This window comes from Amycolatopsis sp. NPDC003861, assembly GCF_053605405.1.
Window position 1 is genome coordinate 1 of record NZ_JBSGJD010000076.1, and the last position, 24,794, is coordinate 24,794.

The 24,794-nt window shown below is 71.7% G+C and carries 27 protein-coding genes; 10 read left to right on the forward strand and 17 right to left on the reverse strand.

Translation table 11 applies throughout. The annotated features are described in order from the left end of the window. Window positions 1-250: 250 nt before the first annotated feature. From pucL to ACWEVN_RS20260, 4 genes are read right to left on the reverse strand one after another with little or no spacing between them, the layout of a single operon-like run. Window positions 251-1,132: a factor-independent urate hydroxylase gene (gene pucL, locus ACWEVN_RS20245; RefSeq protein ID WP_452052274.1), complete on the reverse strand. Its 882-nt coding sequence runs from the start codon at window positions 1,130-1,132 to the stop codon at window positions 251-253. A 2-nt stretch (window positions 1,133-1,134) separates the two neighbouring features. Then, window positions 1,135-1,452: a hydroxyisourate hydrolase gene (gene uraH / locus ACWEVN_RS20250; protein ID WP_452052275.1), complete on the reverse strand. Its 318-nt coding sequence runs from the start codon at window positions 1,450-1,452 to the stop codon at window positions 1,135-1,137. Continuing rightward, window positions 1,449-1,898: a 2-oxo-4-hydroxy-4-carboxy-5-ureidoimidazoline decarboxylase gene (gene uraD / locus ACWEVN_RS20255; RefSeq protein ID WP_452052276.1), complete on the reverse strand. Its 450-nt coding sequence runs from the start codon at window positions 1,896-1,898 to the stop codon at window positions 1,449-1,451. The genes uraH and uraD overlap by 4 nt, the downstream gene beginning before the upstream one ends. 55 nt (window positions 1,899-1,953) lie before the next feature. Beyond that, window positions 1,954-2,430 carry a helix-turn-helix domain-containing protein gene (locus tag ACWEVN_RS20260; protein WP_086837781.1) on the reverse strand — a complete coding sequence of 159 codons (477 nt, stop codon included), beginning with the start codon at window positions 2,428-2,430 and terminating at the stop codon, window positions 1,954-1,956. A 127-nt stretch (window positions 2,431-2,557) separates the two neighbouring features. Between ACWEVN_RS20260 and allB the strand changes: the two genes are divergently transcribed. Both allB and alc read left to right on the forward strand, forming a co-directional pair. Next, window positions 2,558-3,886, forward strand: coding sequence for an allantoinase AllB (allB, locus tag ACWEVN_RS20265; protein ID WP_452052277.1), 1,329 nt, complete (start codon window positions 2,558-2,560; stop codon window positions 3,884-3,886). Between the two features lies 1 nt (window position 3,887). Next, window positions 3,888-4,901 carry an allantoicase gene (gene alc / locus ACWEVN_RS20270; protein ID WP_452052278.1) on the forward strand — a complete coding sequence of 338 codons (1,014 nt, stop codon included), beginning with the start codon at window positions 3,888-3,890 and terminating at the stop codon, window positions 4,899-4,901. 36 nt (window positions 4,902-4,937) lie between these two features. On the opposite strand, the gene ACWEVN_RS20275 is transcribed toward alc, so the two are convergent. The 7 genes from ACWEVN_RS20275 to ACWEVN_RS20305 all read right to left on the reverse strand — a co-directional run bounded on the left by ACWEVN_RS20275 (window position 4,938) and on the right by ACWEVN_RS20305 (window position 10,870). Further along, the gene (locus ACWEVN_RS20275; RefSeq protein WP_310974466.1) at window positions 4,938-5,111 is read right to left on the reverse strand and encodes a hypothetical protein; all 174 of its coding nucleotides are present in this window, start codon (window positions 5,109-5,111) and stop codon (window positions 4,938-4,940) included. A gap of 101 nt (window positions 5,112-5,212) precedes the next feature. Beyond that, window positions 5,213-5,962 carry an MBL fold metallo-hydrolase gene (locus tag ACWEVN_RS20280; RefSeq protein ID WP_452052279.1) on the reverse strand — a complete coding sequence of 250 codons (750 nt, stop codon included), beginning with the start codon at window positions 5,960-5,962 and terminating at the stop codon, window positions 5,213-5,215. A gap of 35 nt (window positions 5,963-5,997) precedes the next feature. Beyond that, entirely contained in the window at window positions 5,998-6,474 is a 477-nt protein-coding gene (locus ACWEVN_RS20285; RefSeq protein WP_452052280.1) for a CoA-binding protein, read from the reverse strand. Next, window positions 6,471-7,757, reverse strand: a complete 1,287-nt coding sequence (locus ACWEVN_RS20290) for an O-acetylhomoserine aminocarboxypropyltransferase/cysteine synthase family protein (protein ID WP_452052281.1) — start codon at window positions 7,755-7,757, stop codon at window positions 6,471-6,473. The genes ACWEVN_RS20285 and ACWEVN_RS20290 overlap by 4 nt, the downstream gene beginning before the upstream one ends. A gap of 56 nt (window positions 7,758-7,813) precedes the next feature. Next, a complete protein-coding gene (locus tag ACWEVN_RS20295) occupies window positions 7,814-9,190 on the reverse strand; it encodes a Clp protease N-terminal domain-containing protein (protein ID WP_452052282.1) in 1,377 nt (458 codons plus the stop codon). Further along, window positions 9,183-10,517, reverse strand: a complete 1,335-nt coding sequence (locus ACWEVN_RS20300) for a caspase, EACC1-associated type (RefSeq protein ID WP_452052283.1) — start codon at window positions 10,515-10,517, stop codon at window positions 9,183-9,185. Before ACWEVN_RS20300 ends, ACWEVN_RS20295 begins: the two co-directional genes overlap by 8 nt. Next, window positions 10,514-10,870, reverse strand: a complete 357-nt coding sequence (locus tag ACWEVN_RS20305) for an effector-associated constant component EACC1 (protein WP_449683690.1) — start codon at window positions 10,868-10,870, stop codon at window positions 10,514-10,516. Before ACWEVN_RS20305 ends, ACWEVN_RS20300 begins: the two co-directional genes overlap by 4 nt. Before the next feature lie 129 nt (window positions 10,871-10,999). Between ACWEVN_RS20305 and ACWEVN_RS20310 the strand changes: the two genes are divergently transcribed. Continuing rightward, window positions 11,000-11,419: a VOC family protein gene (locus tag ACWEVN_RS20310; protein ID WP_310974759.1), complete on the forward strand. Its 420-nt coding sequence runs from the start codon at window positions 11,000-11,002 to the stop codon at window positions 11,417-11,419. Between the two features lies 1 nt (window position 11,420). On the opposite strand, the gene ACWEVN_RS20315 is transcribed toward ACWEVN_RS20310, so the two are convergent. Beyond that, on the reverse strand, window positions 11,421-12,239 hold the full coding sequence (locus tag ACWEVN_RS20315) for an SDR family NAD(P)-dependent oxidoreductase (RefSeq protein ID WP_452052284.1): 819 nt from the start codon (window positions 12,237-12,239) through the stop codon (window positions 11,421-11,423). Window positions 12,240-12,309: 70 nt separating this feature from the next. Between ACWEVN_RS20315 and ACWEVN_RS20320 the strand changes: the two genes are divergently transcribed. Together ACWEVN_RS20320 and ACWEVN_RS20325 are read left to right on the forward strand one after the other, a co-directional pair. Continuing rightward, window positions 12,310-13,215: a LysR family transcriptional regulator gene (locus ACWEVN_RS20320; RefSeq protein WP_452052297.1), complete on the forward strand. Its 906-nt coding sequence runs from the start codon at window positions 12,310-12,312 to the stop codon at window positions 13,213-13,215. Between the two features lie 82 nt (window positions 13,216-13,297). Further along, window positions 13,298-14,152 (forward strand): sigma-70 family RNA polymerase sigma factor, encoded by an 855-nt coding sequence (locus ACWEVN_RS20325; protein WP_452052285.1) that lies wholly within the window; start codon window positions 13,298-13,300, stop codon window positions 14,150-14,152. Here ACWEVN_RS20325 and ACWEVN_RS20330 read toward each other — a convergent pair. Continuing rightward, entirely contained in the window at window positions 14,149-14,775 is a 627-nt protein-coding gene (locus ACWEVN_RS20330; protein ID WP_452052286.1) for a (2Fe-2S)-binding protein, read from the reverse strand. The two genes, ACWEVN_RS20325 and ACWEVN_RS20330, sit on opposite strands and share 4 nt — an antisense overlap. Window positions 14,776-14,793: 18 nt before the next feature. Then, window positions 14,794-15,642: a putative RNA methyltransferase gene (locus ACWEVN_RS20335; RefSeq protein ID WP_452052287.1), complete on the reverse strand. Its 849-nt coding sequence runs from the start codon at window positions 15,640-15,642 to the stop codon at window positions 14,794-14,796. Between the two features lie 173 nt (window positions 15,643-15,815). Here ACWEVN_RS20335 and ACWEVN_RS20340 point away from each other — a divergent pair, with 173 nt between their 5' ends. Genes ACWEVN_RS20340 through ACWEVN_RS20350 form a run of 3 tightly spaced genes read left to right on the forward strand, consistent with a single transcriptional unit; the run spans window position 15,816 to window position 19,859 of the window. Further along, window positions 15,816-17,204: an ammonium transporter gene (locus tag ACWEVN_RS20340; RefSeq protein WP_449683684.1), complete on the forward strand. Its 1,389-nt coding sequence runs from the start codon at window positions 15,816-15,818 to the stop codon at window positions 17,202-17,204. Next, complete coding sequence (locus tag ACWEVN_RS20345; protein WP_013223833.1) at window positions 17,201-17,539, forward strand: P-II family nitrogen regulator; 339 nt, start codon at window positions 17,201-17,203, stop codon at window positions 17,537-17,539. The genes ACWEVN_RS20340 and ACWEVN_RS20345 overlap by 4 nt, the downstream gene beginning before the upstream one ends. Before the next feature lie 10 nt (window positions 17,540-17,549). Further along, window positions 17,550-19,859 carry a [protein-PII] uridylyltransferase gene (locus ACWEVN_RS20350; protein WP_452052288.1) on the forward strand — a complete coding sequence of 770 codons (2,310 nt, stop codon included), beginning with the start codon at window positions 17,550-17,552 and terminating at the stop codon, window positions 19,857-19,859. On the opposite strand, the gene ACWEVN_RS20355 is transcribed toward ACWEVN_RS20350, so the two are convergent. The 3 genes from ACWEVN_RS20355 to ACWEVN_RS20365 all read right to left on the reverse strand — a co-directional run bounded on the left by ACWEVN_RS20355 (window position 19,856) and on the right by ACWEVN_RS20365 (window position 23,176). After that, window positions 19,856-21,160: a GGDEF domain-containing protein gene (locus ACWEVN_RS20355; RefSeq protein ID WP_452052289.1), complete on the reverse strand. Its 1,305-nt coding sequence runs from the start codon at window positions 21,158-21,160 to the stop codon at window positions 19,856-19,858. The two genes, ACWEVN_RS20350 and ACWEVN_RS20355, sit on opposite strands and share 4 nt — an antisense overlap. A 652-nt stretch (window positions 21,161-21,812) precedes the next feature. Then, window positions 21,813-22,565 (reverse strand): glucose 1-dehydrogenase, encoded by a 753-nt coding sequence (locus ACWEVN_RS20360; RefSeq protein WP_452052290.1) that lies wholly within the window; start codon window positions 22,563-22,565, stop codon window positions 21,813-21,815. A 23-nt stretch (window positions 22,566-22,588) separates the two neighbouring features. After that, on the reverse strand, window positions 22,589-23,176 hold the full coding sequence (locus ACWEVN_RS20365; protein WP_452052291.1) for a TetR/AcrR family transcriptional regulator: 588 nt from the start codon (window positions 23,174-23,176) through the stop codon (window positions 22,589-22,591). A 121-nt stretch (window positions 23,177-23,297) separates the two neighbouring features. On the opposite strand from ACWEVN_RS20365, the gene ACWEVN_RS20370 reads away from it, so the two are divergent. Together ACWEVN_RS20370 and ku are read left to right on the forward strand one after the other, a co-directional pair. Continuing rightward, on the forward strand, window positions 23,298-23,660 hold the full coding sequence (locus ACWEVN_RS20370; RefSeq protein ID WP_013223841.1) for a hypothetical protein: 363 nt from the start codon (window positions 23,298-23,300) through the stop codon (window positions 23,658-23,660). A gap of 53 nt (window positions 23,661-23,713) precedes the next feature. Continuing rightward, entirely contained in the window at window positions 23,714-24,592 is an 879-nt protein-coding gene (gene ku / locus ACWEVN_RS20375; RefSeq protein ID WP_452052292.1) for a non-homologous end joining protein Ku, read from the forward strand. Window positions 24,593-24,794: the final 202 nt, after the last annotated feature.

Below are 24,794 nucleotides of genomic sequence, written 5' to 3' on the forward strand. Positions count from 1 at the left end.
GGCCGGTGGTACCGCGTCAAGGCGGGAAAGATGCCTTGACCCGGCACCACCGGCCGTGTTTGGGCTTCGGATCGGGGCGGTGGGGGAGGTCTGGGTGGGGTGCGGGTCTTGGTGTCCGCGTCTCGTTCGGGCCGTTGAGGTACCCGCCCTGAGTGCGCTCCGACTTTGCCGGCCCTGTCGGAGAGGGTGGGGGCAGCGGCGCGCGTCGGCGGAGCCTTCGAGGGGGTCCCGCCGGTGAAGGCGGTGAACGTCAGTGGATGTCCCAGGCCGGGCCCGGGTCCTCGGCGTCGTCGCGCAGGATCGTGCCCTCGATCAGGCCGTACGGCCGGTCCGCCGCGTAGAACACTTCGTTGTCGTTCTTCAGCCCGAACGGGCTCAGGTCCACCAGGAAGTGGTGCTTGTTCGGCAGGGACAGCCGCACTTCGGCGACCTCGGGCCGCTTTTCGAGCACCGACTCGCCCATGGCGTACAGCGTCTGCTGCAGCGAAAGGCTGTGCTTGGTCGCGAACGTCTCCAGCATCAGCCGCCGGATCTCGCGGTGGCTCTCCGCCCAGTCGAGGTTCTCGCCCTGGTAGCGCCACTTCGCCGTGATCGCCGTCGCCAGGATCCGGTCGTTCGTCTCGGCGAGGGTCGTGTACCGGTCTCGCGGGAAGCCGTGGAACTCCGAGCCCGTCGACTTCAGCAGCGTCAGGCCGTCGATGCCGGAGACCACCCAGGCGCGGTCGCCCTGGACCGTCACCGCCGTCGTGCGGCGCTCGTCGCCGGAGCGGCTGAACGCGTGGTCGTGCGGCTCGCCGGCGACGGCGATCCGGTCCCAGCCGTGCTCCTCGAGCCTGATCCGCGCGCCGGTGATGTTCTCCTGCGAGCCGGCGAAGTGGCGGGCCAGCCGCAGGCCGAAGTCCTCGATTTCGCCGACCGGCGCCTCCTTCGCGAAGGCGTACACCGTGTTCTTCTGCGTGTCGGTCGCCAGCACGCCGGCGTTGTCACCGGTCAGGTGCGTCGCGGCCAGCTCGCCGCGCAGCGACGTCGACACGGTCAGGTCCTTCAGGTGGTGCACCGGGCCGTCGCGGCGCACCGTCACCAGGCGGACCTCCGCCTTGCCGTACTGGTTGGGGCCCAGGGTGATGGCCACGGTCAGCTCCCTCGGTAGGTCGAATAGGCGAACGGGCTGAGCAGGAGCGGCACGTGGTGGTGCGCGGTGCCGTCGGCGATCCGGAAGGTCAGGGTGACCTCCGGGAAGAAGGCGTCCGGGCCCAGGTAGGCGCCGGTGGCGAAGACCAGCCGGTAGGCGCCCGGCGCCAGGGTTTCCGGGCCGAGGTCGCGGATGCGGCCGTCGTCGTCGGTGTGGCCCTCGGCGATCGGCTTCCCGTCGGCGGTCTCGAAGCGGACGCCGATTCCCGCGGCCGGGCGTCCGGCTGCCGTGTCGAGGACGTGGGTGGTCACGAGGCTCACGCGGTCACCGCTTTCGCGAGTCGGAGTTCGGCGATCTTCAGCAGCTCACGGCCGGCGACGGCGAGCTCGGTGGCCGGGTCGTTGGTCAGCCGTTCGCGCAGGATCCCCAGGAGTTCGTCGCCGCTGCGGCCGCTCGCGCAGACCAGGTAGACGTGCCCGAACTTGGCTTCGTACTCGGCATTCGCGGTGGCGAACGCAGCGGGGTTGTCCACACCGGACTGTTCGGACCGGGCGAAGCCGCCCGCCGGTTTCTCGCCGATCCGCGGGTGCGCGGCCATCGCCTGCCGGATCTCGTCGCTGCTCAACGGCAGCTCGGCGGCGGCCTTCAGCGCGTCGAGGTCGGCGTACGGCCGCCCGGCGGCCACGGCCTCGACCCACCGGGGCACGGCGAGGCAGTCCGCCAGCAGCGGGCGGACGTCGGTGGTGTTGAACTCGGAGAGCAGCACGGACCGACCGTACGTCGGCGCCGAAGTTACGTCAACATTTTGTTGAAAGCGCTGGTCAGTCGGCTTCCCGGTTGAGGTAGTTGTAGACGGTGAAGCGCGTGACGCCCAGCGCGTCGGCCACCGACGAGACGGATTTCCGCAGCCCGAAGGCGCCGCGCTCGCGCAGCAGCCGCACCGCCCGCTGCTTGCCCGCGCGGTCGAGTTCGCCCAGCTTGGCGCCCAGTTCCCGCTCGACGTCGGCGATCAGCCGGGCGAGGGCGTCGTTCAGTTCGACGACGGGGGCGCTGCCCGGATCGTCGGCCCGGCGCAGTTGCAGCGTGACGCGCGTGGCACCGCCGTCCAAGGCCGCCTTCGCGATCGCCGGGAGGGCTTCGAGCAGTTCCTTCGCCTCCCCGCGGGCGAGCGTGCCGAGCGGGCCGAAATCGGTGTCCAGCCCGGCTTCCGCGGCGGCGTCGCGCGCGGCGACGGCGTGCTCGGGCGGCGAACCCTCGCCGTGGAACGGTTCGCTGGTGAACTCCGCTTCTAGCCGCACGAAGATGACCGTAACGCGCGACGTCCGTCGTTGACGAGCGGCGCGCGCCGTGGTTACTGTCGTTGTGCGAAACCGCCGTTCCGTACTGTGAAATCGGCGGGTCATTCCTCCCGACGAAGGGCTTCGGATGGATCTTGTGGTGCGCGCCGCCCGGGCCGTGACACGCGAGGGTGAGGTCCCGGCGACCATCGGCGTCGACGGCGGCCGGATCGTCGCCGTCGAACCCGGCGGCGCCTCGCTGACCGGCGACCGCGTCCTCGACCTCGGTGACGACGTCGTCCTGCTGCCGGGACTGGTCGACACGCACGTCCACGTCAACGACCCCGGCCGCGCCGAGTGGGAAGGCTTCGAGACGGCGACCCGCGCGGCCGCGGCGGGCGGGGTGACCACGATCGTGGACATGCCGCTGAACAGCCTGCCGCCGACGGTCGACGTCGCGGCCCTGGAGGTCAAGCGCACGGCGGCGACCGGCCGGGTGCACGTCGACGTCGGCTTCTGGGGCGGCGCGATCCCGGGCAACGCGGGGGACTTGCGCGGCCTGCACGACGCCGGGGTGTTCGGCTTCAAGTGCTTCCTGCTGCACTCCGGCGTCGACGAGTTCCCGCCGCTCGACCCGGCCGGGCTCGACGAAGCGTTGCGGGAGCTGGGTTCCTTCGACGCGCTGATGATCGTCCACGCCGAGGACGCCCACGAGATCGACGCGGCCCCGGAGCCGCACGGCGGTCGCTATGTCGACTTCCTGCACTCGCGGCCGCGGCGGGCGGAGAACCTCGCGATCTCGCACGTCATCGAGGCGGCCCGCCGGAACGACGCGCGAGCGCACATCCTGCACCTGTCCTCTTCGGACGCCCTGCCGCTGATCGCTTCCGCGCGCCGCGACGGCGTGGCGTTGACGGCGGAGACCTGCCCGCACTACCTGAGTTTCGTCGCCGAGGAGATCCGCGACGGCGCCACGCAGTTCAAGTGCTGCCCGCCGATCCGCGAGGCGGCCAACCGCGAGCTGCTCTGGCAAGGCCTCGCCGACGGCGTGATCGACACGATCGTCAGCGACCATTCGCCGTGCACGCCGGAGCTGAAACGCTTCGACAGCGGCGACTTCGGCCAGGCGTGGGGCGGGATTTCCAGCCTGCAGCTGGGGCTGCCGGCGATCTGGACGCAGGCGCGGCAGCGCGGGTTCGCGCTCACCGACGTCGTCCGCTGGATGGCCGAGCGCCCGGCGGCGCAGGCCGGGATGCGCCGCAAGGGCCACCTGGCGGCCGGGTACGACGCGGACTTCTGCGTGTTCGCGCCGGACGAGGCGTTCGTGGTCGACGTCGCGAAACTGAAGCACCGCAACCCGGTCAGCGCCTACGACCGGCGGCCGCTCGCCGGCGTCGTGCGCTCGACGTGGCTGCGGGGCACCGAAATCACCGGCGACGAGCCGCGCGGCGCGCTGCTGACCCGGGGGAACTGCTGAAATGGAGGCGCTGGTGTCCGACCGTCCGGAGTGGACAGAACTGCCCGACCTCGCGTCCCGCCGCTTCGGCGGCACGGTGATGTGGGCGACCGACGAGCTCTTCGCCGAGAAGGAGAACCTGGTCAACCCGTGGGTGCCGGCGCATCGCGCGGAGACGTTCGGCCCCAAAGGCCAGGTCTACGACGGCTGGGAGACCCGCCGCCACCGCGAACCGGGCGACGACCAGGCGATCGTCCGCCTCGGCCTGGCCGGCACGATCACCGGCGTCATCGTCGACACGGCGTTCTTCAAGGGCAACTACCCCCCGTTCGTCTCGGTGGAAGCGACGTCGCTCCCGGGCTACCCGTCGGCGGCGGAGGTGGCCGCGGCCGAGTGGGACGTCCTGGTCGACCGCGCGCCGGCCGCGGGCCACACGGAGAACTTCTACGCGGTCAACGGTTCCCGGCGGTACACGCACGTCCGCCTGACGCAGCACCCGGACGGCGGAGTGGCCCGCCTGCGCGTCCACGGCGCGCCGATCCCGGACCCGGCGCTGCTCGACCTGGACGCCCTCGACCTGGCGGCGCTGGAGAACGGTGCGATCGTCACCGGCTGCAGCAACCGGTTTTATTCGTCACCCAACAACATCCTCTCGCCGGGCTTGGCGGCCCACCAAGCGGAGGGCTGGGAGACGGCCCGCCGTCGCGACGCCGGCAACGACTGGGTGACGCTCCGGCTGGCGGGCGCCGGGCTCGTCCGGTTCGTGGAGCTGGACACGAGCAACCTGAAGGGCAACGCGCCGGGCTGGGCCTCGGTCAGCGGCCGGGAGACGTACGGCGAGTGGGTCCCGTTGCTGCCGAAGACGCGGTTGCAGCCGGACACCCGGCACCGCTTCGCGCTCCCGGACGGCCCGGAGGTGACGGAGGCCCGCCTCGACATCTACCCGGACGGCGGCCTGGCCCGCTTGCGCCTGTTCGGCCGGCTCACGGAGGCGGGCCGGACGAATCTGAAGGCCCGGTTCGACAAGACGCGCTGACCGGACCGCGAGCCGCATCCCGCAGGCGGCTCGCGGTCAGTTCGCGTCGGGGCGGTTGAGGTAGGCGGAGGCCAGCGACAGGACGCAGGCGCAGCCGATGATCGCGCTGACCCACCACGGCATGCCCGCCACGATGCTCCACACGAAGCCGGCGGCCGCGAGGGCGGCCACGAGAAGGTTCCGGAACTGCAGCGGGGTCGGCTTGGCCATGCCGCCAGCCTCTCACGGCCCCCACCGGACCCGCTCTCGCACCCTAGGGTTAATTGCCACATCGGTGAGGCGTTTAAGTCTAGGGTGCGAGATCGGGCGTGTCAGACCTCCGCGCGTTCCCCGGGCTGGAGCAGGACGAGCCGGTCCGCCAGCCCGGCCGCCTCGAAGGCCTCCCGCAGCGTGTCCGGCCCCTCGCTGAAGTGCCCCCAGCCGCGGAAATGCAGCGGAACCACCTTCCGCGCGCCCAGCACCTTCGCCGCGTCGGCCGCGTCCGCGCTGGTCAGGGTCAGCGGTGCCCCGTCGAACAGCGGCGTCCGGGCCGCGCCGGCGAACAGCACCGCGATCTCCACCCGGAACCGCGCCGCGATCTCGCGGACCACGTCCACCGACGCGTTGTCACCGCTCACGTACACCGTCGGCAGCTCGTCGCCGGTCAGCACGAAGCCCGTGACGTCCCCGGTGAGCCGCGTGGCCCCGTGCGGCCCGTGCAGCGCCGGGACCGCCGTGACGGTCAGCGGGCCCACCTGCGTCGATTCCCAGGGCTCCAGGCCCCGCGCCGTCCCGCCGAGCCGCGCGGCGCCGCTGGGCGTGATCAGTGTCAGCGGCACCGTCGCGAGGTACGCGCGGCCGCGGTCGTCGAGGTTGTCGGGGTGCTGGTCGTGCGACAGCAGGACGGCGTCCACCACCCCGGCCGCCTCTTCGGTCAGCACCGAATCCTCGGTCTTGACCAGCACGCGCTCACCGCTCGGGTGGTCGCCGGGCGCGTCGAAGGTCGGGTCGGTGAGCAGCCGGACGCCGCCCAGCTCCAGGAGGGCGGTCGGGCCGCCGGAGAACGTGATCCCCAAGGTCATACCCGAGCCAACAGCGGCCGCCGCCGCGGTCTTCCCTACGGCGCCGACTGCCGCCGCGAGCTGATCACGCCGGTGTTGAACCCGGCCAGGTGCAGCCCGCCGGCGAAGCGCGCGTGCTCGATCTTCACGCACCGGTTCATCACGACGTCCAGACCCGCTTCGCGCGCCCGGTCGGCCACCGGTTCGTGCCACAACCCGAGTTGCAGCCACAGCGTCCGCGCGCCGGCGTCGATGACCTCCTCGGCGACCTGCGGCAGGTCGTCGTGCTTGCGGAACACGCTGACCAGGTCCGGTTCGCCCGGGACGTCCTTCAGCGACGCGTACACCGGCTTCCCGAACAGGGTGTCCAGGCGCGGGTTGACGAAGTCGACCTCGTAGCGCGTCGACGAAAGCAGGTAGGTCGCGACGAAGTAGCTGGGCCGCGCCGGGTTGGCCGACGCGCCGACCAGCGTCACCGACCGCGTCCGCCGCAGGATCGCGCGCCGCTCGGCGGCGCTGACCTCGTGGGTCATCCGGCCACTGCCTTGCCGAGGGCCTGGTCGAGGTCCCAGAGGATGTCGTCGAGGTCTTCCAGCCCGACCGACAGGCGGATCAGGTCGGGCCCGACGCCCGCGGCGGCGAGCTGCTCCTCCGACAGTTGCGCGTGCGTGGTCGAGGCCGGGTGGATGACGAGCGTCCGCGCGTCCCCGACGTTCGCCAGGTGCGACAGCAGCTCCACCGATTCGACGAACTTCTCGCCGGCCGCACGGCCGCCGTCGATGCCGAAGGAGAACACCGCGCCCGGCCCGGCGGGGAGGTACCGGCGGGCCAGGTCGTGGTGCGGGTGCGACGGCAGCCCGGCATAGGACACCCAGGCCACGCGCGGGTCGGCTTCGAGGTACTCGGCGACCGCCCGGGCGTTCGCCACGTGCGCGTCTATCCGCTGGGGGAGCGTCTCGACGCCCTGCAGCAGTAGGAAGGCCGAGTGCGGCGAGAGGACCGCGCCGATGTCCCGCAGTTGCTCGGCGCGCAGCCGGGTGCAGAACGCGTACTCGCCGAAGTTCTCCCAGTACCGGAGGCCGCCGTAGCTGTCGACGGTCTCGGTCATCCGCGGGAACTTCCCGTTGCCCCAGTCGAACTTCCCGGACTCGACGACGATCCCGCCGAGCGTGGTCCCGTGCCCGCCGAGGAACTTCGTCGCGGAGTGCAGCACGATGTCGGCGCCGTGCTCGATCGGGCGGCACAGGTACGGCGTGGCGAGAGTGGCGTCGACGACCAGCGGGATGTCGTGGGCGTGCGCGAGGTCCGCCAGCGCGGCGAGGTCGGCGATGCCGCCGCCGGGGTTGCCGATGACCTCGGTGTAGAGCAGCCGCGTCCGGTCGGTGACGGCGGCGGCGTAGTCGTCGATGCCGCCGCTGACGAACGTGGTCTCGACGCCGAAGCGCCGGAGCGTGCCGGTGAGCTGGGTGACGGTCCCGCCGTAGAGGCCGCTCGCGGAGACGATGTGGTCGCCGGCCTCGGTGAGCGAACTGAAGGTGAGAAACTCCGCGGCCTGCCCGCTGGCGGCGGCCACCCCGCCGATGGCCCCTTCGAGACTGGCGATCCGCTCTTCGAAGGCGGCGACGGTCGGATTCCCGATCCGGCTGTAGACGTTCCCGTACTTCTGCAGCGCGAAGAGGTTCGCGGCATCGGCGGCGTCTTCGAAGACGAAGCTCGTGGTCTGGTAGATCGGCACGGCCCGCGCCCCGGTCGCCGGGTCGGGCGTGCCGCCCGCGTGCAGGGCGCGGGTGCGGAAGCCCCAGCTGCGTTCACTCATCGCAGCCCACGGTACGGGCGGGCTCGAGGCGTTGCCATCCGTTCCGGCGAGTGGGCTCAGCCGATCCGCCAGATCTCGGTGTCCACACCACCGTAGACCTGCAGGAACGCCTCCGGCGCAGAGTGTGTGGGCGGCCCGCCCGAGACGGGTTGGAGTCCACCGAGGAGTTGCGCTTCCACTCTCCACTCATTCCGCAGATCCTGCATGGTCCTGCTCAGATCCGCCTCGCCGAGGCTCTGTGCCCCGGCGCTGCGCGCGCAGGCTTCGTCGATCAGATCGATCGCGCTTCTCGGCAGCCGGTGCTGCCTGTTGTAGCGCGCAGACAGCTCGACGGCCGCGGCCAGCGCTTCGTCCTCGATGACGAGGTGGTGGTGATCGGCGAGCCGGCTGCGCATGACGCGCAAGACCTCCACTGCCGAGTCGGTGGACATCTCCGCCACCTGGATCGGCTGGAAGAGCTGCGTCAGAGCGGGGCTATCGGCCATGACAGCGCGGTAGCTCGCGGGTGTCGCGGTGCACCCGACGAGGATGTCGCCGTGGAGCACCGCCGCGCCGAACACCTCGGCGTGACCGCCGTGGAACAGTTCGGAGATGTCGTCGAGCAGCAGGATGACGTCCTTGCGCGCCCTGACCTCGGCCAGCGCTTCCCGCAGGCGGCCGCTTTCGCGGCCGCCGTGCTCGAGCGAATGGATCTCCCGGCCTTTCAGCTGCTCCGGCACGTCGTCGGCGACGATCCGCTGCGCCAGACCGTCGAAGACGGCTGTCTTGCCGACACCGTGTTCGCCGACGAGGACCGGATTGTGCCGGGTCCGGCGGGACAGGACCTGTACGACCCGATCGATTTCCTTGGTCCGCCCGACGGTAGGGACGAGCGCTTCGTCCCGGGCCAGCCGGGTGAGGTTCCGCCCGAGCTGATCCAGCGACGACGGCCGCGCCCGAGCGGCAGGGGAAGGGGACTCAGCGCGTTCCCGGTCGTCCGGGAGCGTCGCTCCTTCCCTGCCCTCGGCAACGAGCTTCACCGTGAATTTGCGTAGTTCACCGAGCTGGACGCCCCGCTTGACCAGGACTTGCACGCCGACCCCCTCGCCTTCGCGGATCAGGCCGAGCAGAAGGTGTTCGGTCGCGATGTAGGTGTGGCCGAGTTGCAGAGATTCCCGCAAGGCGAGCTCGAGCACCTTCTTCACGCGCGGGGTGAAGGGAATGTGCCCTTCCGGCTGGTGGGAGCCGGACCCGATGACCTCGACCACGTCCTGATGGATCGAGTCGTGGGTCACGCCGGCGGTTTGGAGTGCGTACGCCGCGCCGGCTTCACCTTCGCCGGACAGTGCCAGGAGGAGATGCTCGGTTCCGATGTAATTGTGGTTCAGCATCCTGGCTTCTTCTTGAGCCAGGACGACGACCCGTCGTGCCCGGGCGGTGAAGCGCTCAAACAAAGTCGTCGTCCTCCGGCATCGGTGGTTCGCTTCCCAGGAGCGTCAGATCCCGCCGGATCCGCAGGACTTCGGCGGCGTCAGAACTCTGCGGGATCTCCTGCAGAGCCAAGTTCTCCCTCAGGAGAGCCACGCTTTCGTCCGTGTGCCCGAGCAGGGCGAGGTTGATGGCGAGCACGTGGTGTGTGCGCAGCGCGTCCGGAGCGCGGTGCCCCAGTATCCGCCGTACTTCTGGCAGAAGGGCGCGAAGCATGCCGACCGCTTCTTCCCGTAGTCCCGATTCACCGAGGTTCACCGCGAGCAGATGCCGTGACCGCAGCGTGTCGGTGTGCTCGTCGCCGAGCTCGGCGGACTGCCGGGCGAGCAGGTTCCGCAGCCGGTCGACCGCTGCCGAAGGGTCGCCGCCTTCGCCGATCGCGTGGGCGACGAGCTGCTCGGTGCGCCAAACCTTCGCGTGCCGGTCGCCGAGGATTGCCTGCTGGCGGGCCAGGATCTTCTGCAGGTCGGGCAGCTGCTGCTGCCAGCTCACGGCCCGGCCCCGCCGGACGACTTCGGTGATCCGCCTGTCCAGGTCCTCTTCGTTCTCCGCCGAGATGGCGTGGTTGCGCGCGATCCGGAACCGGCCCGAGTTCTGGCTGCCGCGCTTCTGCGGCCGGGGCAGTCCGGCGGCCGTCATCGTGGCCGACAGGTGCTGGAAGACGTCGTCGACCGTCAGGTACTCGCCCGCTTCCGGGATCCCCGTCTTCAGCACTCGCAGCAGCCGGCCGGTGAACGCGGTGTGCGGCTCGCCGTCGAGCACCAGGGCGACCTGGTCGCGCTGGGCGGACGTCATCAGGTAGGTCCCGTCGATGTCGAGCTGGCCGACGACCGCCCCGACCGGGTCCGCGAGCGTTTCACCCATCGCCCGGCCCGAATAGCAGGAGTCCAGGATGACGACTTTCGTGCGCGCCGGGCTGTCCAGGATCTGGTCTCGCAGCGCGTCGTAGGACAAGGACCCGAATGTCGGATGTTCGAGGTCGCTGTCGGGCAGGCCGAGGTACAGCTCGTGCCGTCGGCCGATGATGCCGTGGCCGACGAAGTAGACGACCAGGAGACCCGTCGCGCCCGCCATCGCCTCGCGGATCCGCCGCCCCAGCTGGGCGATGTCCGGTTCGTCGAGCAGGACCGTGCAGTGCTCGCCCTGGACGAGGCCGTGGTCCGGATCCGTGAAGACCTCCCGCATGTCGTTCAGGCACTGTTCGACGACGGGAATGGGCGGAAGGCGCTCGTCGGTGTATTGGGACGTGCCGATGAGCACGACGCGCGATTCGCCTCGGACCGCGGGCGTCATGCCGATTCGTCCTCCCGGAACAAGCGGTCGAGGATCGCTTCGAGGTCGTCCGGGCCGATTCGGTCGGCGTCGATTTCCGTGGTCTGCTCACCGTGTTCGCCACGGCTCACCCGGAGGACGACGTGCCGGCCACGGGGCCGCTGAACCCACGCCTTCAACGCGGAGGCGAGAACGGTCAGGGCTCCGCCGCTGCCGACCGAAATGACCAGCGCGTCCGCGATCGTTCCCAGTTCGCCCGGCTTCGGCGCCTCGAAACGTTTCTTCACCACCGGCCGCAAGTCGGGGTCGCCGCGCAGCCAGTCGAGCAACGACTCCTGCAGCGCTGGATCGTTCACGGAAATGGCGATGTCCATTCGGCTGTTCGCCCACCCTCTCGGCCGGTACAACGTGCCGGGAAAGTCGTGACCGCGATGCGTCTTGTTACGCGCGGTGCAGCGAGCCTCTTGCGGCTACGCTCCACTGTCGTGACGGTGCGCTGGAGCGTGACGATCGACTGCGCGGAACCCCGCGTCCTGGCCAGGTTCTGGGCGGTGGCCCTCGGCTACATCGAACGCCCGCCCCCGGCGGGGTTCGCGAGCTGGGAGGCGTGGTTCGCCGACAACGGCGTGCCCGAGGACGAGTGGGACGACGGCGCGTACCTGACCGACCCGGAGGGCGTCCTGCCGAGCCTGAGCTTCCTCAAGGTGCCCGAAGCCAAGGTCGCGAAGAACCGCCTCCACCTGGACGTCCAGGCCGGCGGCGGCCGCGAGGTGCCGTGGGAGACCCGCTGGGAGCGGGTGGTGGAGGCGATCGCCCGCCTGACCGCCGCGGGCGCGACCGTCCTGCGCGAGGACAAGCTGGACGGCCGGCCCGACCACTTCGTGCTGGCGGATCCCGAGGGCAACGAGTTCTGCGTGCTGTGAATCAGCTCCGCCAGGGCAGCACCTTCCCGAACCGCACCAGTTCGCCGTAGGTCGCCGGGTCCACGTCGGCGAACACCAGGTCCAGCACCGCCCGCGCCGCCTCGTCCGGGGTCTGGGCCCGGCTGAAGTCGCTGAACCACGGCCGCGACGCCCGGGTGTCGATCAACCCCGGGCAGACCGCCGCCAGCAGGGTGCCGGCCGCGAGGTCGGCCTCCCGGCGGCGAGCCGCCACCGCGCGGACGGCCGCGACCTGCGCCACCTTCGACGGCACGTTGATCCACTCCGGCCAGCCCGCCGCGGCGGCCGTGCCGTCGTGGATCGCCGCGCGCCAGTCCTCGACCGCCTTCTCCACCTCGCCCAAGGAGACGCCGTCGAAGCGCGCCCGCAGCGGCTCGGGCAGGTGGTCCAGGGTGCCCAGCGAGCTGGCCACGACCAGCAGCCGCCCGCCCGGCCGCAGGGCCGGGCCGAACGACCGCAGCACCGTGTGGGTGCCGCCGTTCGCGACGTCGATGAAGACATCCGCCTGGTCGGCCTGCGGGCGGCCCGGGTCGAGCGGGCCGACGGCGTTCGAGAGCACGATGTCGACCGGCGCGGCGAATCGCGCCACCGCGGCCGGGTCGGAGACGTCGAGGACGCGCCCCTCGACCCGGCTGCGCGTCGCCGGGTCGGCGGCGACCCTCGAAACGGCCGCAGCCACCCGCCCGGCGTCGCGGCCGGTGAGCAGGACGAGGTCTTCGGGAGCGAGGCGGGCGGCGAGCCCGCGGACGAGGGCGAAGCCGAGGCCCTGGTTGGCCCCGGTCACCACGGCAGTGCGTGTCATACCGCCACGCTAAGAGCGCGAATGCCATGCGAAAAGCGAGAATCATGCATCCCTGGTATGCGTGGACGTCATGGACTTCGGTGACGTCTCCCTGGTCGCCCTGCGCGTGTTCCGCGAGGTCGCCGAGCGCGGCACCCTCACGGCGGCCGCCCAAGCGCTCGGCTACACGCAGTCCGCGGTGTCGCGGCAGATCGCGTCCCTCGAACGGGTGGCCCGGACACCCGTGCTGGAACGCAGGCCCGACGGCGTCCGCCTCACCGCCGCCGGGGCCGTCGTGCTGCGCCACGCCATCGCGGTGCTCGACGAGATCGACGCCGCCGGGCGCGAGCTGGCCGGGCTGCCCGCCGACGCCGGCACGGTCCGCCTGGGCTGGTTCCCCAGCGCGGGCGCGGTCCTGGTGCCCCGCGCGGTCGCCGAACTCCGGCGCACGCACCCCGCCATCACCGCGGTCACCCGGGAAGGCACGACGCCGGTCCTCGTCCGGGCCCTGCGCGCGGGCACGATCGACCTCGCCGTTCTCGGCTCGGTCCCGCCGTTCCGCCCGCCCGACGCCGAAACGCCGGCACTGCACCTGGAGACGCTCGCCGAACGCAGCCTCCGCCTCGCGGTGCCCGCGGGCCACCCGCTGGCCGGCGCCGGCCCGGTCGACGTCGCCGAACTGCGCGGGCAGCGCTGGATCGCCGGGCCGTCGTCGGGGGAGGACACGCTGATGGGCGTCTGGCCGGGCCTCGACGAGCGGCCCGAGATCGCCCACACCGCCCGCGACTGGCTGGCCAAACTGAACCTGGTCGCCGCCGGCTGCGGGCTGACGACGTTGCCCGCGTCGCTCGCCGACGCCGTGCCGCCGGGCGTGCGGGTGCTGGACGTGCGCGGCGGCCCGGCGGAGCGGCGGCGGGTGCTGCTCGCGCGCCTCCCGGGGCCGCTGTCCGAGCCCGCGGCCCTGCTGGCCGGCGTCCTGCGCCGCACCGCCGGATGACGCGGATCACGTTCATTCCGGTCACATCGCCCGCCGCCGCGGGGTCTACTGCTACGAGCGGCGACGGAAGGGACCAGACACAGTGGACGCGCTGACCGAGCGGTTCGAACGGGAGCGGCCGCGGCTGCGGGCGGTCGCCTACCGCATGCTGGGCTCGGCCGCCGAAGCCGACGACGCCGTCCAGGAGGCGTGGCTGCGGTTCCACCGCACCGACACCGGCGAGATCGACAACCTCCCCGCGTGGCTGACCACCGTGGTCGCCCGGGTGTGCCTGTCCCTGCTGCGCACGCGCCGCAACCACCGCGAAGAGCCCCTGGAGGCCCAGCCCGAGCCGGACGACGACCGCCGCGACCCCGGGCAGGAGGCCGAGCTGGCCGACACCGTCGGGCTCGCGCTGCTGGTGGTGCTCGACGCGCTGGGGCCGGCCGAGCGCGTCGCGTTCGTGCTGCACGACATGTTCGCGGTGCCCTTCGACGAGATCGCGCCGGTGATCGGCAAGACCCCGGCCGCCACCCGGCAGCTCGCGAGCCGCGCCCGCCGCCGGGTGAAGGGCGGCGAGGCGGCGGACGCGGACCTGCCCCGGCGGCGCAAGGTCGTCGAAGCGTTCCTGGCGGCCTCGCGCGGCGGTGACTTCGAAGCGCTGCTGTCCCTGCTCGACCCGGACGTGGTGCTGCACGCCGACCGGTTCGTCGGCCCCAGCCCGGCGTCGATCGAGCTGCGCGGTGTCGAAAGCGTCCGCCGCGGCGCGATCCTGGCGTCCGAGCGGGCGCGCGCGAGCGAACTCGCCCTGGTCGACGGCGCCCCCGGCCTGCTCATGGTGCGCGACGGGCGGCTGGCCGTCGTCCTGGCGTTCCGCGTCGACGGCGACCGCATCACCGGCATCGAGGTCATCGCCGATCCCGAGCGGCTGGCGGCGTTGGAACTGGCGGTGCTCTAACCCAGGGCGGCGCGAAGGCGGGCTTCGCGCTCTGACGGCGTCTGGCGCGGGCAGCTCACGCACTTGGGGTTGCCGACTTCGTAGATCAGGCAGCACGAAGCACGCCGTACGGCCGGGGTGCGGCCGACGCGCACGAAACGCGGCTTCGGCAGGTCCAGGCCGATCGCGGCGACGAGGGGTTCGGCGAGGGCCATCGCGCGCTCCGGATCGGGCGTCCACAGCAGCCGGTTGCCGATGGAGTCGGTGGCGATGGCGCCGAGCGCACGTTCCCGCGCCCCGCTGACGGCCGCGATGGTGCTGATCGCGGTGCCGAGGGCCTCGGTGAGGGCGGCGCCCACCGCGGGGAGGCCACCGTCCAGCGGACGGGTCGATCGGGCGCCGAGGAACCGCCCGTCGGCGACGAGGTCGAGCTCCACGGCGGCCAACGAAGGATCGACCGGCGCTCCGGCCACCAGGCCCTCCACGGCCGGGGCCACGAGGACCGACGACAGCGAGTACCACCAGATCGTCCCGAGCACCTCGGGGCGCGCGCAGCCGTACAGCTTCGCGGCGCCGCCGATGCGGGCCCGCACCCACTCCGCGTCCGCGAGCCGGGTCGCGGACGCGGTCCAGTCGGGCTTCACGCCTTCACCCTTCCAGACTCAGCGCGGCCGGTACGTGGAGACCGTGAACGAGATCGTCACCACTTGCGGCTCGCTCAGCGCGTCCAGGCGCTCCCGGCGGCCGTCGCGGTCCAGGTGGAACCCGGCGGGGCCCATCCCGACCGCCTGGCGCACCTGCCGCGGCGTCAGCTCGACCTCGCGCCGGACCTCCGTGCGGCCGGTGCGCGTGAAGTGCTCGCCGAGGGTGGCGTCCAGGCGCTCGTCCTTGCGCTCGTCGACGGCCAGCACGAGGTCGCCGAGCTCGCGGAGGTGGTCCGGGGCCGGCGCGGCGACGACCAGCAGACCGCCGGGGCGCAGCACGCGGTGGAACTCCGGCCCGTTGCGCGGCGCGAAGACGTTCAGCACGACCGACGCCACGCCGTCGCCCACCGGCCACGGCTCCCACAGGTTCCACACCGCCGCGCCCAGCCGCGGGTGGGCTCGCGCCGCCCGCCGCAGTGCGACCGCCGAGACGTCCAGCGCGAGGCCGAACGCCTCCGACCCGTCCAGCACCCGCGCGAGGTAGTACCCCGTGCCCGCGCCGGCGTCGACCACCAGCCCGCCGGCCGGCGCGCAGACGCGGGCCAGCTCGTCGGCGAGAGGCTCGTACGCGCCCGAGGCGAGGAAGTCCGCGCGCGCCGCGACCATCGGTGCGGTGTCCGCCGTCCCGGCCGGGATTCGCGCGTGCAACAGGTTCACGTAACCCTGCCGGGCTAGATCGAAAGAGTGGCGATTCCCGCAACGCAGCGTGCGTCCCGCTGCGCCGATCGGGTCACCGCACACCGAACACCGCAGGGCCGCGACGACCGGGGGTGGCAGTGGGTCATTCCCGTGGTCGGCCGGTGTCATGGGGATATTCGACCACGACGTTTCGCAACCGGACACTCCAGGAGGGGTCGCGGGAAACCTGGCCGTAACAACCGGGCGCGGACAGTTCACGCGGGCGAAACCTCGCGCGCCGCCCCGTGAAACACCGCGCGCCAAAACTGCCAACGCACGAACCCAGGGCACGGGAGGACGATGTGCTGAACGCAGGAGACACCGCGTGGGTATTGGCCAGCGCCGCGCTGGTCATGCTCATGACCCCAGGACTGGCGTTTTTCTATGGCGGCATGGTCCGCGCGAAGAGCGTCCTGAACATGCTGATGATGAACTTCATCGCGCTGGCCGTGGTGGGGGTGCTGTGGGCCCTGTACGGCTTCTCGATGTCGTTCGGCGACGACGCTTTCGGAGGTTTCCTCGGTAACTTCCACTTCGCCGGCCTCGAAAACACCTTCGGGAAGCTCGCCGGGTTCGCGGTCGCCGCCACCGACACCACGCCGGCGGTCGCCTGGCCCGGTTCGGACGCGCTGCCGGTGCTCGCGTTCGTGATGTTCCAGCTGATGTTCGCGATCATCACGCCCGCGCTGATCTCCGGCGCCATCGCCGACCGCGCGAAGTTCTGGGGCTGGACGCTGTTCGTCGTCATCTGGGTGACGGTCGTGTACTTCCCGGTCGCGCACTGGGTGTTCTCCTTCAACGGCTTCATCGGCGAGAACGCCGTCGGCGGCTGGATCGCCAACAACCTCAAGGCACTCGACTTCGCCGGTGGTACCGCGGTCCACATCAACGCCGGTGCCGCGGGTCTCGCCCTCGCCATCGTGCTCGGCAAGCGCAAGGGCTGGCCGAAGGACACTGGGCGCCCGCACAACGTCCCGTTCGTGCTCCTCGGTGCGTCGCTGCTGTGGTTCGGCTGGTACGGCTTCAACGCCGGTTCGGCGCTGGCCGCCAACGACCTCGCCGCGGTCGCGTTCACCAACACCACCGTCGCCACCGCCGCCGCCGTCCTCGGCTGGCTGCTGGTGGAGCAGCTCAAGTTCGGCAAGCCGACCACCCTCGGCGCGGCTTCGGGCGCGGTCGCCGGCCTGGTCGCCGTCACCCCGGCGTGTGGTTTCGTGAGCCCGATCGGGGCCATTGCGATCGGCCTCATCGCCGGTGCGGTCTGCGCGCTCGCCATCTCGCTCAAGTTCAAGTTCGGCTTCGACGACTCCCTCGACGTCGTCGGCGTCCACCTGGTCGGCGGCATCGTCGGCACGCTGCTGATCGGCTTCTTCGGCACCACCAGCGTCAACGCGCTCGGTGCGGACGGCCTGTTCTACGGCGGCGGGTTCACCCAGCTGGGGCGCCAGGCCGCGGCCGCCGGTGCGGTGCTCGCGTACTCCTTCGTGCTGTCCTTCATCATCGGCTTCGTGATCAAGAAGGCCGGCGGCTTCCGCGTCAGCACCGAGGACGAGGTCAGCGGCATCGACGAAGCCCAGCACGCGGAAAGCGCGTACGACTTCACCGGCTCCGGCGGTGGCCTCGGCCAGCCGACGACCATCCCGGTCAAGTCCGCCACCCCGGCCGCGAAACTCGAGGAGAGCAAGGCATGAAGCTCATCACGGCGATTGTCAAGCCGTTCACGCTCGACGACGTCCGCTCCGCGCTGGAGCAGCTGGGCGTGCTGGGCATGACGGTCAGCGAAGTCCAGGGCTACGGCCGGCAGAAGGGCCACACCGAGGTCTACCGCGGTGCGGAGTACTCGGTGGACTTCGTGGCCAAGCTGAAGGTCGAGGTCGTCACCGACGACACCAACGTGGAGAAGGTCCTCGAGGCCATCACCACGGCCGCGCACACCGGCAAGATCGGTGACGGCAAGGTGTGGGTGACGCCGGTGGAGACCGTCATCCGGGTACGGACCGGCGAGCGCGGCACGGACGCCCTATAAGGCGTCTGGGATGGCCGACGGGGGCGAACTGGTCAAGGCCACCGAGCGACTGCTCGAGGGCAGGCACGGGAGGCTGGGGGCGTCCGCTTTGCGGGCGGCCCTGGTCGACCTCTACGAGTTCTGGCTGGGCAGGGGAGCCTCGGCGGCCGGCGTCGACACCGCGGAACCGGGTGTCGCGCTGGTCGCCGTGGGCGGGCTCGGCCGCCGGGAACTGGTGCCGTTCTCCGATCTCGACCTGCTGCTGGTGCACAATGGCAACAGCGGTGTCGGCGAGATCGCGGACGCGCTCTGGTATCCGTTGTGGGACGCGAAAGTCGGGCTCGACCACTCGGTCCGCACGCCGGGTGAGGCGCTGAAGGTCGCTTCGGAGGACCTGCGCGTGGCCATGGGCCTGCTCGACGCCCGGCACCTCGCCGGGGACGCCGAGCTGAGCGGCCGCCTGGTGTCCGCGGCGCGCGACCAGTGGCGCCGCACAGCGCGCAAGCAGATCGCGGACCTGACGGCGTCGGTCCGGCAGCGCTGGGCCCGCAGCGGCGAAATCGCGCAGTCCGCCGAACCGGACCTCAAGCACGGCCGGGGCGGCCTGCGGGACTTCGCCGTGCTGGAAGCCCTCGCCGCGGCGCAGCTCACCGCGCGTCCGGGCGAGGAACTCCTGGAGGCGAAGGGACTTCTCCTCGACGTCCGCACGGAGCTACGGCGCGAGATCCGGCGCGAACGGGACGTCCTGTCCGCGCCGGAGGCCGAACTGGTCGCGGCCGAGCTCGGTTTCGGCGACCGGTTCACGTTGGCCCGCAAGCTGTCCGGAGCGGGCCGCACGATCGCGTACGCGCTGGACGTGGCGCTGCGGTCCACTGTGGAGCCACCTCGGTCGCGGTTCGGGCGACGCCCGTCGCGGACGCCGCTCGCGGAAAACGTGGTGCTGCACGGCAACGAGGTGGCGCTGGCCCGCGACGCCGTCCCGGCACGCGACCCGGCGCTGCTGCTGCGGGTCGCGGCGGCGTCGGCGCGCACGGGCAAGCCGATCGCGCTCGGCACGCTCAAAGCGCTGGCCGAGTCGGCGCCGGAGCTGCGCGCACCGTGGCCGGCCGAGGCGCTGAACGCCCTGGTCGAGCTGCTGGGCGCGGGCGAAGGCCTGGTCGACGCGGTCGAGTCCCTGGACCGGACGGGCCTGTGGTCCCGCCTGTTCCCGGAGTGGGGCGCGGTCCGCGACCTGCCGCCGCGTTCGCCGGTGCACCAGTGGACCGTCGACCGGCACCTGGTCCGCACGTGCGTCGAGGCGGCCAAGCTGACGACCACGGTGTCCCGCCCGGACCTGCTGCTGATCGGCGCGCTCCTCCACGACATCGGCAAGGGCCGCGACGCCGATCATTCGGAGCTGGGCGCCAAGATCTCGGCCCAGGTCGCGACCAGGCTGGGCCTCACCCCGGCCGACGTCGCCACGGTGTCGGCAATGGTCCGCCACCACCTCCTGCTGCCGCACACGGCAACCCGGCGCGACATCAGCGAGCCGGCCACGGTGGCCCGCGTGGTGAAAACCCTGGACAGCGACATCGTCCTGGTCGAGTTGTTGCACGCCCTGACCCAGGCCGACTCGCTGGCAACAGGCCCCGGGGTGTGGACGGACTGGAAGGCACGCCTGCTGGCGGAGCTGGTGTCGGGCTGCGAAGAAGTGTTGCACGGCAAGGGTTTCACGGCCCCCTCGCCGATGGACGACGAACAACGCGAGCTCGTCGCATCGGCGGTGACCTCGGGCACGGGCGAGATCCGGATCAGCTCCCACGGAAAGGTGGTCACGGTCCTGCTGGCGGTCCCGGCCAGGGCGGAGTTGCTGGCCCCGGCGGCGGGCGTGCTGGCCCTGAACTCCCTGGAGGTCCATTCGGCGGTCCTGCGTGGCCACAACGGCGGCCGCGCGGGGGTGTTCACGGCCTCGCCGAAGTTCGGGTCGCTCCCGGACGCGACGTTGCTGCGGGAGCAGTTCGCCCGAGCGGTGGCAGGGACGTTACCGCTGACGCAGCGCCTGGCGGCGAAGGAACGTGACTACGGGGCGCCGGCGCCGGTGGCGCCCAAGGTGCTCTGGTTCGACGACGAGACATCGGGCCCGGACACGGTGGTCCTGGAACTGCGCGCGGCCGACCGCATCGGGTTGCTGTTCCGCGTGGCGGGAGCGCTGCGCCGCTGTGACGCGGAGGTCCGCTGGGCCAAGGCATCGACCCTGGGCGGAGCGGTGGTGGACTCGTTCGCGGTGACCCCGAGGAGCGGCCGCATCGAGCCGGGGTGGCGCCGCGAGGTGGAGCAGGCCGTCCTCGCCGCGGCGTCCTAGGCGATCGCCGTGCCGTCGACCACCTGGTTGCGGCCCGCGTCCTTGGCTCGGTAGAGGGCCTTGTCCGCGGCCTGCAGCAGGCGGTCGACGGCCGTTCCGCCGTCCGGGTAGGTGGCGACGCCGATGGAGGCGGACAGGCCGCCGATCGCGCGGGTGCCCGTGCCGTCCTCGTACTCGACGCGCAGGGACTCGATCGCCGAACGGATGCGCTCGGCCACCGCCAGGACCGCCGCCGGCCCGATGTCCGGCAGCAGGACGACGAATTCCTCGCCGCCGAAGCGGCCGACCGAGTCGTAGTCGCGGACGGCGCTCTTGATCGTCGCCGCGACCGCGCGCAGCACCGTGTCGCCCGCCAGGTGGCCGTGCTCGTCGTTGATCAGCTTGAAGTAGTCCAGGTCGATCATCAGCACGCCGAACGTGCTGCGCGTGCTCCGCTGGGCGCGCGCCAGTTCGCGTGAAGCGAGCAAGTGCCACCCGGTCGTGTTGAACAGGCCGGTCTTCTCGTCGGTCGTCGCGGCGATCTCCAGCTGCTTGATGAGCACCGCCCGGTGCAGCACCAGCAGCGGCGGCACGATCGCGACGGCGAGCGCGGGCAGCGTCGCCAGCGTCAACGCCGTGAGCAGGCCCAGGCAGAGCGTCGCGACCTCGAGGAGGTTGTCGCCAAGGCCGCCGAAGAACGCCTTGATCGTGCGCTTGGTGATGGTCAGCGCCGGGACGATGGTGATCGCCGCGACCAGGAAGTACGTGACGGCGGCCAGCGCGATGGCCGTGACGCCGCGCCAGCCCGCCGTCAGCGCGGCGTACATGTCCGGGACACCGAGACGGCTCAGGACGAGTTCGGCCGAGTAGCAGGTGATGACGACCAGCGTCGCGTTCAGCGTCGTCCGGAACGGCGGGACGCGCTTGATCTTCGCGAGGCTGCGCGTCGCCAGGTGCAGGTAGAGGACGGCGATCAGCGCGGTGACCAGCGCGGGCGGCAGGAGCAGCACGCCGGCGAACGTCCAGACTGACGTCAGGTTGATGTGCGGGGTGTCGGACACCAGACGTCGGACGCGTTCGATCTTCCGGCCCAGCTCGGCCTGCAGCACCCCGAGGCCCGCGAGGACCCCGAAGACGGCCACGTCCCACCCGCGTGCGGGGACTTCCACGGCGCTCCAGGTGGTCGCCACGAGCGCCACGGACTCGACGAGGAAGCAGTAGAAGATCAGCGACCCGCGCTGCCGCCAGAGGGTCCAGTGAGCAGGGTTCAGCGCCCCACGGATCCGTCCCGCGCGGGGTTGGGCCGGACGGGCGCCGTCCATACTCAAGGCGGTGCAACTCCCCTGGGTGATCCGACGATCCGCATCCACCCCACCACACCGGGCGGCCGCGATCGATGATTGCCACACGTTCGGAGCAGTGAAGGGAGGCCGCCGCCATGCGCAACCGCGAGTCCTGAGGCCCCCGAGTCCCGAAGTCCGCGCGAACCGCCGGAGGGAGGCCGTCATGCGCAACCGCGAATCCTGAGCCGCTGTGCCCCTCGTCCGCCCGTGCTTGAGAGGAGCTGTCGTGCGCAATCGCGAGTCCTGAGCTCTGCCGTGCCCCTCGTCCACCTGCGCTTGAGAGGAGCTGTCGTGCGTAACCGCGAGTCCTGAGCTTCGCCGTGACCCCCGTCCGCCTGCGCTTGAGAGGAGCCGTCGTGCGCAATCGCGAGTCCTGAGTCGCCATGACCCCCGTTCACCTGCGCTTGGGAGGAGAGCTGTCGTGCGCAATCGCGAGTCCTGAACCGAAGCCCCAGCCCACCCGAGCCGGAAGGAGCAGCGCCGTGCGCAACCGCGAGTCCTGACCCAGCCGTGCACCCCGTCCGTTCCCGTCCGAGAGAGGAATCGTCACCATGCGCAACCGTGAGTCGTGAATTCGCGCCGGAGGAGGAGGATCCGGCCCGCCCTCATCCGCGGGCCCGGGTGGGGCCGCTCAGGCGGTCGCGCCACCGTCGACCACCAGGTCGTGCCCCACGGTGAACGCGGCTTCGTCCGAAGCCAGCCACAGCACCGCGGCGGCCACTTCGGCGGTGGCACCCACCCGGCCCAGCGGAATCGCGCCCTTCAGCCGCTCGGCGCGATCGGCGTCCGTCTCGCCGGGACGCCGGGACATGTCCGTGTCGGTCGCGCCCGGGCTGACGGCGTTGATGCGGACACCGTCGGCGATGTGGTCGCGCGCCGCCGTCCTGGTCAGCGCGCTCACCGCGGCCTTCGACGCCGCGTAGGCCGCCATGTTCGGCAGCCGGCCGTGCGCGCCGATGTTCGACGCCATGTTGACGATCGCGCCGCCGCCGTGCGCCCGCATGTGCGCGACCTCGTGCTTCAGGCACAGCCACGTCCCGGTGACGTTCGTGTCCAGCACCGCACCGAAGTCGTCCTCGCCGAGGTCGGCGGCCGGGGCCGGCGACCCGAGGATGCCTGCGTTGTTGAACGCGACGTCCAGCCCGCCGTGCCGCGCGACGACCGTCGCCACCATCCGCGCCACGTCCGCGGAGTCGGTCACGTCGACCGTCACCGCGCTCGCGTCGCCGCCGAGTTCCCGCACTGCCGACTCGAGCCGCTGCCCGTCCCGCCCGGCCACGACCACCGTCGCGCCTTCGTCCGCGAACGCCTGCGCCGCCGCCCGCCCGATGCCCGAGCCGCCGCCCGTCACCAGGACGACCTTGCCCGCAAAACGTGCCCCCATCGTGGTCCTTCTTTCTGGTCCGATCAGTCTTGTATAAGCAGGCGCAGCGCCTGGGAGACGGCCGCGTTCACCCGGCTCGCCGCGTCGGTGCCCTTGCCCAGGACGCGCAGTCCCTGCAGCACGGTGAGCAGGAAACGTGCCAGCGTCGCCGGGTCGCTGCCGGCGGCGAGTTCGTCCTGGGTCCTCGCTCGTTCCAACGCCATCGTGAGGGCGACCTGGAGGGTGTTCCAGCTGCGCTCCACCACCCGCGCGACTTCGGGATCGTGGGGGAGCAGCTCGATCGCCGCGTTCACGACGAAGCAACCCATTCTCGTCTCGTCACCCAGGATTTCCGCGGTGTAGCCGTCGAACAGCCGGCCGACGGCGGCCACTCCGGAACCCGGCTCCGACAGCTGGGCGATCACCCGTGCGTCGGTTCGTTCGGCGTAGCGCTTCAACGCCGTGACGTAGAGGTCGTGCTTCGTGCCGAAAGTGGCGTACAGGCTGGCCTTGGCGACGCCGAGGTGTGTGACGAGGTCGCTGACCGACGTCGCCTCGTACCCCTGCCGCCGGAAGAGCGTGAGCGCGCCGTCGCAGGCTTCGCCGACGTCGAACTCCTTGACCCGGGACATGATCGAAAGCCTAGCCGCATCGAGAACGCTCGGTCAAATATGCGGGCGGCGGTGTGTCGCGTCCGGTCACGCCGCGTGCGGTGGCACTATGGCTGCTTCGACCGGCCCGAGGGGGTGAGCGATGCAGGATCGGCTGACGCTGCCGCCGACCGTCGTCGCCACCCACCTGCGGTCCTGCGCCGAGGAGCTCGCCGCCGGACTGCGCTGCGGCGGCCCCGGCGCGACGACGGCCGAGCTCACCGACGTCGTCGCCCAGCTGGTCGCCGGGCAAGAGGCCATTTCCCACGCGCTCGCCGGCCTCGCCGCCCGGGTCGAAGGCGGTTCGGCCGCCCTCGCCGCGGCGCCGCCGCTGGACGTCGAGGTGGTCACCGAGGTGCTCCGCGCGGCCGCGATCGCCTCCCGGTGCTCGGCGGAAGCGCTCGACGAGGTCACGCCGTCGTTCGAATGTGTGAGCGAATCCGTCTCGCCTGACACCCGTTTGTAGCTGTCGATCCGCCGCAGCCGCTGTCTAGCCTGGGAGCTGCGGAGGTGGCACGGATGCGCGCAGTGTGGACCGGCACGATCGGGTTCGGCGGTTACGCCATCCCGGTGAAGGCGTACAGCGCCACCGAGGAGCGGGAAATCCCGCTGCACCAGGTGCACGAGTCCGACGGCGGCCGCATCCGGGTCAGACGCGTGTGCGAGGTCGACGGCGCCGAGGTGCCGCCCGAGGAGATGGTCCGCGGCTACCCCGTCCCCGGCGGTGACGTCGTCCTGCTGTCCGACCACGAGCTCGCGTCGCTCCCGATGGCGGGCCGCACGATCGCCATCCGCGGGTTCGCGCCGGCCCCCGACGTCGATCCGCTCTGGTTCGCCAAGAGCTACTACCTCGAACCCGAACCCGCGGGCACGAAGCCGTACGTGCTGTTCAGCGAGGCACTCCAGCAGTCGGGCCGGCTCGCGCTGGTCACCGTCGCGCTCCGCCGCCGCGAGACGCTCGGCGCGCTACGGGTGCGCGACCAGGTGATCGTGCTGGAGACGATGCGCTGGCCCGACGAAGTGCGCACCCCCGACTTCCCGTTCCAGCACGCCGACGTCGACATCCGCCCCGGCGAGCTCCGGCGCGCGGTGAACCTGATCGAGGAGCTGACCGGTGAGTTCGATCCCGGCTGCTACCCCGACCGTTACCGCGAGGCCTTCGAAGCGTTGGTCCAGGCGAAGATCGACGGCGCCGAGGTCGTGCAGCCGACGGCCGCGGAGCAGGCCGAAGGAGTAACCCGCCTGCTGGCGGCGTTGCAGGAGAGCGCCGCCGAAGCGGAGGACGCGCGCAACGCGGCCGTCACCAAGGCCAAGGCGGCTGCTTCGCGGGCCGCGAAGGCGCGTACGACGGCGAAGCGGGCCGCGACGCGCAGCCGTGGCCGCACGAAGACGTCTTGAGTATTACTACCCACGGGTAATTGAGGGTTCTCACACTCAACCCGCCACCCCTCGGCGCGGCAGACTTCCTTCTGCCAGCGAGTACCGGATCGCCGGCGAGGGGGGAAGTCCGGACGGCCCCTGGGGAGGTGAGCCGTCCAGACGCCAGGGTTCCGGGGCGGGCCGGAGGAGGAGCGGCCCGTTTCCGGAACCCGTCCCGCAC